The sequence below is a fragment of the Neptunomonas sp. genome, assembly GCF_016744175.1.
Classification (GTDB): Bacteria; Pseudomonadota; Gammaproteobacteria; order Pseudomonadales; family Balneatricaceae; genus Neptunomonas.
Genome location: NZ_JADGEV010000077.1, coordinates 1 through 9,942, shown reverse-complemented (window position 1 = coordinate 9,942; position 9,942 = coordinate 1). Strand labels below are relative to the sequence as shown.

Here is a 9,942-nt window from a genome sequence, read left to right as displayed (position 1 = left end):
TCCAAAGCGGGGCCCGTCTCTAGCTCTTTACGTGAAAGGGTTTCCAAAATTTCTGGTTGACGCCACTGTTTACCCGTTTCAGGGTTAATTTGACGCTTTACACTACGGCTGTTGTACTTGTTGTAAAACAGAACAACCGTTCGTAAGTCGGTAAAAACACCGTTATGCATATACGGGCCAGTAACCGCAACATTACGTAGTGTCGGTGTTTTAAATTTACCACGCTGCTTTATATCGTCCACATCAGGATGATTAAGCAACCCCTGATCAACCTGAGTAGTACCATTCATAGTACGTAGTGCACTATTTACAGGCACGCCAATGTTGTGAAACTCATAATTACTAAATGTTTCTTTTTGCTGCTCTGGTATAGGCCGTAACTGATGGCAAAGGTTGCAGTTGGTAAACTGTTGAGAGAAAAAGAGGGTACGCCCCAAATCTTCTTCTGATGTTAATTGGTATTCGCCACGTAAATAACGATCATATTTGGCATCAAAGGGCGAAAAAAACTCCGTTTTCTCAAAGGCCTCAATCGCATCACTCATGGCATTATAGGCTTTATCAACTTGCTCAAAAATAGCTTCACCATAAAGATCTTTAAAGGCTTCTTGATAATGGCTATTTTCTTGTAAGCGGGTGACGACACTCGCTTTATCAGGCATACCCATTTCACCGGGGTTCAGCGGCGGACCACCTGCTTGCTCTGCTAATGAGTTAGCACGTCCGTCCCAAAACTGCCCGCCCTTAAAAATGCCGTCTGGTGTTTTTTGAAAATGTGGCGAAAAAGCGGCATAACTGGCTGAGGGTGCGTTTCTATCACCCAGTGATTTTCCGTCAGCTCCCAGCGACGCAGCCAAAGCAGTACCTGAACCGCGATGATCCGAAAAGCCTTTATCTGGAGCATGGCAGCTAGCGCACGATTGTGTTCGATTTTGCGACAAGTTAACGTCAAAGAACAACTGTTGCCCTAACATTACCTTTCTACTGCCTGCTTGAGTGTCCTCAAGTAGAGGGGCTTGATCCGCACTCACACCACTCATATTCAAAAGTACTACCGACGCTAACAAAAATACGGTTGTTGTTCTCAACTTAACATCTCCGAAAATACTTTCAAAAAAATACCAACACTGTTTGTAATGATAACGCTTATCATTTATATTTTCATCCAAGAATTTCATATCAAGGCTTTTCTAATGAAAACATTTACAAAATTAGCACTCACTATCGCACTAGGCACAACCAGCACCACATTATTAGCCAATAATGTTAGCGCTGTTTTAGATACCTATGGCGATATTGCAGAAGCCACTTATGGCGACTCCCTTTTAACAGCTAAAGCACTCAAAGTATCAATTGATGCACTACTTGCGTCTCCTACCCAAGCAAGCATGAGTGCAGCAAAACAAGCATGGATCAATGCACGCGTCCCTTACCAGCAGAGTGAAGCTTTTCGTTTTGGTAATGCGATTGTTGATGAGTGGGAAGGCAAGGTAAACGCATGGCCTTTAGATGAAGGTCTTATCGATTATGTTAATACCGGCAGCTATGGCACAGAATCAGACGAAAATTTGCTATATACCGCTAATGTCATTGCCAACCCTATCTTAAAACTTGGTAACAGCACTATTGATGCGACAAACATCACACCAAAACTATTATCCGAAACATTGCACGAAGTAGATGAAATTGAGGCCAATGTTGCGACAGGCTACCATGCCATTGAGTTCTTACTCTGGGGGCAAGACCTAAACGGTACAGAAAAAGGTGCGGGCACTCGCCCCGTCACTGATTTTAGTATTGCAGATTGTACCGGAGGCAATTGTGAACGTCGTCGTGACTACCTAAGCGCAGTGACAACATTATTGATTACTGACTTAGAAGAGATGGCAAATAACTGGAAAGACGGTGGTGCTGCACGTAAAGAGTTAGCATCGAAAACAAATAACCAAGCATTAGCAACAATCCTTAGCGGCATGGGTAGCCTTTCTTATGGAGAACTGGCTGGAGAGCGTATAAAACTGGGGCTAATGCTACATGATCCTGAAGAAGAGCATGATTGCTTTTCAGACAACACCCACAATTCACATTACTTTGACGCGAAAGGAATTAAAAACGTTTACCTAGGCGAGTATACCCGTGTTGATGGTAGCCATGTTAAAGGCGCTAGCTTATCTGAGCTAGTACGTGCTAAATCAGAGGCTGTAGACCAACAGTTGCGCGCCGAATTAAATGCAACAGAAGCCGCCATGCAAGCGATGGTTGACCAAGCAAACCTTGGTAACACATTTGATGTGCTAATTGCAGGTGGTAATACCACAGGCAATGCTGTCGTACAGAAAACCGTTGACGCTCTCACCACACAAACCCGTTCAATTGAAAAAGCCATGCGGGTCTTAAAGCTCGACAACATCGAACTAGAAGGCTCTGATAGCTTAGACAATCCAAGCACAATCTTGGCGAACTAGTACCCCTGCATGAGAAAACAATTTGTCACTTTGGCACTTATTGGCGCGATTACTACATTCACAGCAATCGCGCCTAACCTTTCTTTGTTCCCTAAAGCATACGCTGCTGCGCCCTTAGCTATCAGCAAGACCATTAACCGATCCCACCCCTCTGTTAACAAACACGCTTTTTCACTGCCCCAAACCAACCTGAGCCAGGAAGAGCGTCTTTCTTTCGTTATTGGCAAAAGCTTATTTGAAAAGATATGGGTTTCCTCTCCCTCATCGACCACGGCAAGTGATGGCCTTGGTCCTCTGTATAATGCTCGGTCGTGCCAAAGCTGCCATATTAGAAATGGTCGCGGCCAACCCACGTCAACGAAAAAGCCAGGTAAAATGGCAGTTTCTATGCTGATGCGTATGAGCCTCCCTGCGGATACTGAACAGCAAAAAGCACTTCTAGCATCAGAGCACATCGGCGTAATTCCTGAACCAACTTATGGTACACAGCTACAAGCCTTTTCCGTACAAGGGCTACTAGCAGAAGGCAGTGTAACGGTTAGCTATAACGAAATACCTGTGAATTTTCCCAATACAATGATTATGGCCACAGGGAAAAATTCAGTTTCATTGCGTACCCCACACTATAAAATACAGCAGCTTAACTATGGTCCATTGCCTTCTAACATCCAACTATCTCCCCGCGTAGCACCCCCGATGATAGGTTTAGGCTTATTAGCCGCTATCAGTAAGGCAGACATCCTTGCCAAGGAAGACCCTAACGATAGCAATAATGACGGCATCTCTGGACGAGCAAACCGTGTTTGGGATATTGAGCAACAACAATACAGTATTGGTCGTTTTGGATGGAAAGCGGGCAACCCCACACTGAGACAACAAAATAATGCAGCCCTACATGCTGATATAGGTATTTCAACTCCAATGTTTCCTAAGGGAGCAGGGGAGTGCAGCGCTCAACAAATAAAATGTCAATCGCTACCCAACGGTAATAGCCTTCATTTAGATAACGTTGAAGCACCTGCTCAGATGGTCAGTTTAATTGAGTTTTATACACGCAACTTAGCCGTTCCTAAAAGGAGAAACACCAAGACTCCAGCAGTGCTTAGTGGCCAAAAAACCTTTGAACAAATAGGCTGTCAGAACTGTCATACACCTCGATATGAAACGGCAAGTGATGTACCCAAAGCTCAAGCTAAACAGATAATATGGCCTTATACTGATCTGTTACTGCATGATATGGGGGAAGGGCTCTCGGATAACCGTCCTGAGTTCTTAGCAACGGGCCGTGAATGGCGCACCCCCCCTCTGTGGGGAACAGGCCTAACACAAACGGTTAGCCAGCATACTCAATTTTTACATGATGGCCGTGCTAGAAACTTGAATGAAGCCATTCTTTGGCATGGCGGCGAAGCTCAGACAAGCAAAGTTAGCTTTATGCAACTACCACAACAAGATAGAAATAATCTGATCACTTTTTTGGAGTCACTTTAATGCTACGAACCGGCTCACTGACACCTATATTACTGGGCGTCACATTTTTCATACTGGGAGTAGGAGTGGTGCATGCCGCCTCTTCGCAGCCACCCTCTGAAGAACAATGGCATACACTCAATAATGCGATTATTGACCAGCATGTCATACCACGTTACCAGCGTTTAACCAGCGATAGTGCCTCTATGTCACAGCAGCTACAGCGTCTGTGTGCAGCACCAAGTGCTGATAAGCTGAGCGCAGCTCAAACTAGCTATAAAGCTGCCCAGGCCAGCTGGCAAGGGGTGCAACACATACAATTTGGCCCAGTAACCATGTTGATGCGTAATCACTCTTTGCAATACTGGCCAGATAAAAAAAATACGGGCACAAGGCAGCTTAAATCAATTCTTAACACGACTGATAAAACCTTTGATGATGAGTTTTTTCGTTCTGCGAGCATCAGCTTAAAAGGTTTCCCTGCTTTAGAGCGATTACTGTTTGCCAAAAATGACCGTATACAAAACAACAAAGCGATTGAATGCAGCCTGGCAGCAGCCATAGCGCAACACATTCATGCAACGGCGCTATCTATCCAAAATGAATGGGCAGAAGAAGCTAGGCAAATCGAACTTGCTGGGCAGGAAGGCGTTTCTGGTGCAAATCAAGCAGCCGCATTTCAAACCTACGAAATGCCTTCAGAAGCGGCAACAGAGTTCATGAAATCCTTGGTTGAGCCCGTTGAAGCCATTCGTGATAACAAACTATTAAAGCCATTAGCCGAATCTGTGGACAAAAGTCGCTGGAAAAAGAGTGAATCATGGCGCAGTGAGCAATCTATTAATAATATCCAACAAAACCTAGCGGCTCTTCATGAGTTATACAGTGGAACGCAACCTAGCAGCGTTAAAACACTACTAGAAGCATCCGGAGATAAACTGAATGCACAAGCAATCGAGACAGAGTTTGCTCTCATTAGCGAAGCACTGAAAAGCGTCTCACCAGTTACTCAATTAAATGTCACTGTCGATACGTATCAAGCACTGCTGCACACGAGCAACCAACTAAAAATACTACAAAACAAACTAGCTATAGCCATGCAGACCCTCAATATTCAATTAGGGTTCAATAGCCGTGACGGCGATTAATCGCCGCACGTTTCTAGGTTGGGCTGCAGCCACTCCAATGCTGTTACACAGCCCCATGGGGCTGGCTGCTGTGGATAACACAGCGGCACAACGCTTTGCGTCCGCCAGCCAAGCAGCCGATGGTCTGTTCTATTTATACCTATTTGATGGCCTTGGCCAAGAAGTCGCTAGCCACCCTTTACCAAGCCGAGCCCATCAGGTTATAGGCCATCCAACTCGCCCATGGGTGCTAGTAATAGCACGCCGGCCAGGCAACAGTATTGATGTCTTTAACTACAAAACAGGAACCTTAGTCACTCGGATTAACTGCATCCACGGTTATCACCTATACGGGCATGCTCAAATAACCCAAGACGGGCACTACCTTCTCACAACTGAGAAAAGCCCTTCGCATGATAATGGCAGGCTCGTTGTACGTGACATCACTCATCATTTTAATATTGTAAACGAACACTCAACAGCGGGTATTGGACCCCACGAGTTACGTCTAACACCCGATCAGAAAACCATGGTGATTGCTAATGGTGGCATCAAGACAAAAGGCCGGAAAAAAATCAACCTCGATGTAATGCAACCCTCATTAGTCTATGTCGATATTCACAGCGGTAAGCTGCTGGAGCAAGTGCAGTTACCCGCTGAATATCACCAATCAAGCATTCGCCATCTCGATATTTCACCTACGGGGCAAGTGCTCCTTGCTATGCAGTATCAAGGACATCTTGGCGACACCGTTCCACTCGTAGCACTTCATTCTCGAGGTGAAGAAATCAAGCCTTTAGTCATTCCAATACAAGTAAACGGGCGTCTTAACCAATATTGCGGCAGTGCTTGCTTTGACAGTACTGGCAACTTTGCAGCGGTGTCTTCACCGAGAGGTAATTTAATTACGCTTTGGAATATAAAGGCACGTCAATTTCATGCCGCGATTAAAGTAAACGATGGCTGCGGTATTGCTAAAGGTCAACATGCAGGAGAGTTTGTCATTAGTTCTGGAACTGGGCGGTTATATACCATCAATAGCCAGAAAATGATTCGAACAGCAATTCCTACACAACTCCCTGTTAAATGGGATAACCATCTATCTCCCATCTCATAATTTAGCTTTATCCTCTAGCTACACAGCGACATGTTCCTATACCCACACACAAAGGGAAACAGAACTAAAGAGAGATGATTTACGCCAGATTACTGAGCACCTTCTATTTCTTATTCAAAGTTTGCTATGCTGAAATGGATCAGCAAAAGCCTTAACACTAGAAGAAGGACCTTACATAACGGCTACGCTCTATAAAATTGAAGGGAATACCATCATGAACAAGCTATCCAGCCAATACATGGGCATGACATTAAAAAGCCCGCTGGTTGCCTCAGCCTCCCCCATGACATCGACGCTAAAGAGCGCTCTAGAACTAGAAGAAGCAGGTATCTCCGCTATTGTTATGCGCAGCTTATTTGAAGAACACTGCAAAAAAGATCATGAGATGGCTCATCAAATGCTTCATGATCAGGATATCGGCCATGCTGAAGCCAATAGCAGCATCGCGCCTCCCATTCTACAAAAATTAAAAACGACCGAAGACCATTACCTAGAAACCTTACAGTCGATGAAGAAAGAACTATCGATTCCCGTCATTGCAAGCCTTAATGGGGCCTCCCTAGAAGGCTGGGAAGAACACGCAGCAAATATACAACAAGCTGGTGCCGATGCTCTTGAACTCAATATTTATAGTATTGCTGCCAACCTGAAAGAGAGCGCAGATCAAGTTGAGCACCGTTATACAGAAATTGTGAGGCGCGTACGCGAAACGGTTGACCTTCCCTTAGCGGTTAAAATTTCATCGCAGTTTAGTAGTCCGGTACACTTTATAGAAAAGCTAAAAATGGCAGGTGCGGATGCTGTAGTAATTTTCAATCGCTTTTATCAACCCGATATTAATCTACAGACACTTGATGTTGATAATAAAATCCAGCTTTCTGATTCTTCTGATTTACTTGAAAGGCTACGCTGGACAGCGATTCTAAAACACCAAGTTGCCATTGATATTGCGATTACAGGTGGTGTTCATAGTGCTGAAGGAGTGCTTAAAGCATCACTGGTTGGCAGTAATATTACCCAGCTATGTAGTGTGCTGCTTTTAAGAGGGCCTGACATTATCACCGAACTAAACCACGATATTGAACGCTGGCTGGATGCTAATGAGTATGAATCCTTGGAGCAGCTACGCGGTAGCATGTCCTACTCCAATAACAGTGACCCCAGTAGTAATGAGCGCAGTAACTATATGGATATGCTAGATAGCTGGGGACGCTAGTTGCCATATTCATTCATACAAAAGTAAATGAAAAACCACATACTTACGAAAGCAAAGCCAAATAGGCCAATTACATTATAAATTAAGCATATCAACTTTGTTTTCGTTAGTTAGGCTCTGTCTCTGAAGACTCTTCTCAACTTACAATAGCTCCATTCAAGACCCTCTATTGGACGCTAAATATTATGAATACATTGAAACCATCCCACGCACTGCTCATAGTTGTCGCCGCTATTTGGGGCTTTGCCTTTGTTGCACAAACAACAGGGATGGAGCATTTAGGCCCACACAGCTTTAATGCTGCACGATTTTTATTAGGTGCGGTTTCACTTGTTCCTTTGTGGCTAATTCTAGGCAAACACAAACAAGTGTTGAACAAAGATCTGTTTATTGGTGGGGTAATTGCGGGCACGGTAATGTTCGCAGGCTTTAGCTTTCAGCAAATAGGGCTGCAATACACCACCGCCGGGAATGCCGGTTTCATCACTGGCATGTATATCGTCATGGTCCCAATCGCGGGCATCGCTTTAGGGCATGCCACCAATATGAAGACATGGAGTGGGGTTTTACTCACAGTAGCAGGTCTTTTTGCACTGTCCGTATCTGATGACTTAACAGTCAATAAAGGCGATATGCTGGAGCTTATTGGAGCACTTTTTTGGACAGCTCATGTTCTAATCTTGGGCTGGTTATGCCGAAAAGTAGATGCCATTAGCTTATCTATCGTGCAGTTTCTGGTAGCCACTGTTTTAGCGACTATCGCCATGCTTATTTTTGAAGAACCTGTACTTGCACAATTTGAGTTGGCTCTATTACCTTTGCTTTACGCAGGTGTTGCTTCCAGCGGTATAGCCTTCACACTACAGATCATTGCTCAACGTCAGGTCGAGCCGAGTGTCACCGCTCTTATTCTATCTACAGAAGCTGTTTTTGCAGTGATTGGGGGCTGGTTACTACTAAACGAGCAACTTACCACCAATCAACTTACAGGATGCGGATTAATGCTTCTGGGTATGCTGATCAGCCAATGGCCTCAGCGCAAGCCCAAAGCAACAATTGAACAGAGCGCTATTTAGCGCTCTATCAGCAACCCTGAATTGTTGCTAATACTTGTTGAAAAAGCCTACTCAAAAAAAGTATCAGGAAGCGTACGGTGAACGGGTGTTGATAAAATCATCATTGTATTAGTATCACTCATATCACCAAAGAGTTCTAAAATTTCATCTAATCTGGCCATCGACACAGTGGCCATTTTAATGACAAACGCTTGCTCGCCGGTGACGTTATAACACTCGATCATATCCGGAATAGTCAGCAGCAGCTCTTTAAATTGGCGCTCCATCGCACGAAACACTGTACATTGCACAATAGCTACAACGGGAAGCCCTAGCTTATCCATATCCACTGATACTGAATAACCGCTGATAACGCCTTCTTGCTCTAATTTACGGATGCGCTCTGCCACTGCCGGTGCGGAAAGGTGTACTTGCTTACCAAGCTCTGCATAGGAAATGCGAGCATTATGCTGCAGAGCTTTCAAAATACGGCGGTTTATATTATCAATCATACCTTTAAAACTATTCCTTAAACGCGACTAAAATAGGGCTCTGTTAGCGCTGCCGATAGGGAATCTGACAATAGCCAATTCCTCGCTTTGGCGCTACTCCTTCCTTAGCCAGGTACATAGACAAAGAGTTCATTGAGAGGTTTATATTCGGTGTGGGCCCCAAGAAAATATGCTGAATCTGTATTTTTTCTTCAGTTGGCGCCACTAATGAAAACTCAAAGAAGGGCACCAACATTGAGGTTCCTTCACGATAATGCACCGACGGGTCTTTAAAATCAGTAATGACCGGTGAAACAATACGCCACTCCTCTTCCTCTTGAAAAGAGGGGTGTTTAAGTACCGCAGCAATACGTAGCAAGTCACTCTCTACTTGCTCAAACACTTCAGCAAACACTAGGTCATCACGGCAACCATGCGTACCGCACGACAACGCGGCGAGGTCTTCAACAAAGTCTACTATTTGATGGATCAAGGCTCGCTGCTTCTTTCGATCATAGATGCACTTACCTACCATGAATGACTGCTTTCGTGCACACGACAGTATTTGGCTGGGGTCAAAGCCAATGCTCACGCCTTTTCCTAACTCGCTATAACCTCTCCACTGGCTTAATAAATTCCCATTGGCACGAAACGATCCAGCAAACAACATATGGCCATTTGTCACCCGTCGCGCGATCCAGTCTTCAAACTGGTTCAAAAGCTTGGGATTTGGGTGCCCTAAAGCAATACGCTCGTTCACCTCCTCACGTATGAGTGTAACCATATGATTTAACTCAGCTGAGTCATTCATGTAACGAATATCACTGGCCCACAACGAGCCACTCGCCACGATACCTAACAAACCCGCAAAGGATGTGTAGTGATAAATCGTTTCACTGGGGATATCGGAATAGAGTTGTTGAGTGATTTCGCTGACCATAACCTGAGCCGCTACCTTTTAAATTAATTGTACGAACGCACAATTAACATTAGCACAGTTT

Annotated in this window: 9 protein-coding genes; 6 read left to right on the top strand and 3 right to left on the bottom strand. The window is 44.6% G+C overall.

Annotated features, from left to right (window positions below; genetic code table 11):
• On the bottom strand, positions 1-1,178 hold a 1,178-nt coding region (locus tag QZZ55_RS19385; RefSeq protein ID WP_293269070.1), incomplete at its 3' end, for a cytochrome c peroxidase.
• Between the two features lie 15 nt (positions 1,179-1,193).
• Between QZZ55_RS19385 and QZZ55_RS19380 the strand changes: the two genes are divergently transcribed.
• The 6 genes from QZZ55_RS19380 to QZZ55_RS19355 all read left to right on the top strand — a co-directional run bounded on the left by QZZ55_RS19380 (position 1,194) and on the right by QZZ55_RS19355 (position 8,471).
• Positions 1,194-2,465 (top strand): imelysin family protein, encoded by a 1,272-nt coding sequence (locus QZZ55_RS19380; protein WP_293269069.1) that lies wholly within the window; start codon positions 1,194-1,196, stop codon positions 2,463-2,465.
• 9 nt (positions 2,466-2,474) lie between these two features.
• Positions 2,475-3,956, top strand: a complete 1,482-nt coding sequence (locus QZZ55_RS19375; protein WP_293269068.1) for a di-heme oxidoredictase family protein — start codon at positions 2,475-2,477, stop codon at positions 3,954-3,956.
• Positions 3,956-5,083: an imelysin family protein gene (locus tag QZZ55_RS19370; RefSeq protein ID WP_293269067.1), complete on the top strand. Its 1,128-nt coding sequence runs from the start codon at positions 3,956-3,958 to the stop codon at positions 5,081-5,083. Before QZZ55_RS19375 ends, QZZ55_RS19370 begins: the two co-directional genes overlap by 1 nt.
• Complete coding sequence (locus tag QZZ55_RS19365; RefSeq protein ID WP_293269066.1) at positions 5,070-6,179, top strand: DUF1513 domain-containing protein; 1,110 nt, start codon at positions 5,070-5,072, stop codon at positions 6,177-6,179. Before QZZ55_RS19370 ends, QZZ55_RS19365 begins: the two co-directional genes overlap by 14 nt.
• 214 nt (positions 6,180-6,393) lie before the next feature.
• Positions 6,394-7,395: a dihydroorotate dehydrogenase-like protein gene (locus tag QZZ55_RS19360; protein WP_293269065.1), complete on the top strand. Its 1,002-nt coding sequence runs from the start codon at positions 6,394-6,396 to the stop codon at positions 7,393-7,395.
• Positions 7,396-7,580: 185 nt separating this feature from the next.
• A complete protein-coding gene (locus tag QZZ55_RS19355; protein WP_293269064.1) occupies positions 7,581-8,471 on the top strand; it encodes a DMT family transporter in 891 nt (296 codons plus the stop codon).
• Between the two features lie 47 nt (positions 8,472-8,518).
• On the opposite strand, the gene QZZ55_RS19350 is transcribed toward QZZ55_RS19355, so the two are convergent.
• Together QZZ55_RS19350 and QZZ55_RS19345 are read right to left on the bottom strand one after the other, a co-directional pair.
• Entirely contained in the window at positions 8,519-8,962 is a 444-nt protein-coding gene (locus tag QZZ55_RS19350) for an Lrp/AsnC family transcriptional regulator (RefSeq protein ID WP_293269063.1), read from the bottom strand.
• A 43-nt stretch (positions 8,963-9,005) separates the two neighbouring features.
• Positions 9,006-9,881 (bottom strand): DUF2971 domain-containing protein, encoded by an 876-nt coding sequence (locus QZZ55_RS19345; RefSeq protein ID WP_293269062.1) that lies wholly within the window; start codon positions 9,879-9,881, stop codon positions 9,006-9,008.
• Positions 9,882-9,942 lie beyond the last annotated feature (61 nt).

Coding starts and splice junctions, on each gene's coding strand:
- QZZ55_RS19375 (WP_293269068.1), top strand. CDS start 2,475: ATGAGAAAACAATTTGTCACTTTGGCACTTATTGGCGCGATTACTACA.
- QZZ55_RS19355 (WP_293269064.1), top strand. CDS start 7,581: ATGAATACATTGAAACCATCCCACGCACTGCTCATAGTTGTCGCCGCT.
- QZZ55_RS19370 (WP_293269067.1), top strand. CDS start 3,956: ATGCTACGAACCGGCTCACTGACACCTATATTACTGGGCGTCACATTT.
- QZZ55_RS19360 (WP_293269065.1), top strand. CDS start 6,394: ATGAACAAGCTATCCAGCCAATACATGGGCATGACATTAAAAAGCCCG.
- QZZ55_RS19350 (WP_293269063.1), bottom strand. CDS start 8,962: ATGATTGATAATATAAACCGCCGTATTTTGAAAGCTCTGCAGCATAAT.
- QZZ55_RS19380 (WP_293269069.1), top strand. CDS start 1,194: ATGAAAACATTTACAAAATTAGCACTCACTATCGCACTAGGCACAACC.
- QZZ55_RS19345 (WP_293269062.1), bottom strand. CDS start 9,881: ATGGTCAGCGAAATCACTCAACAACTCTATTCCGATATCCCCAGTGAA.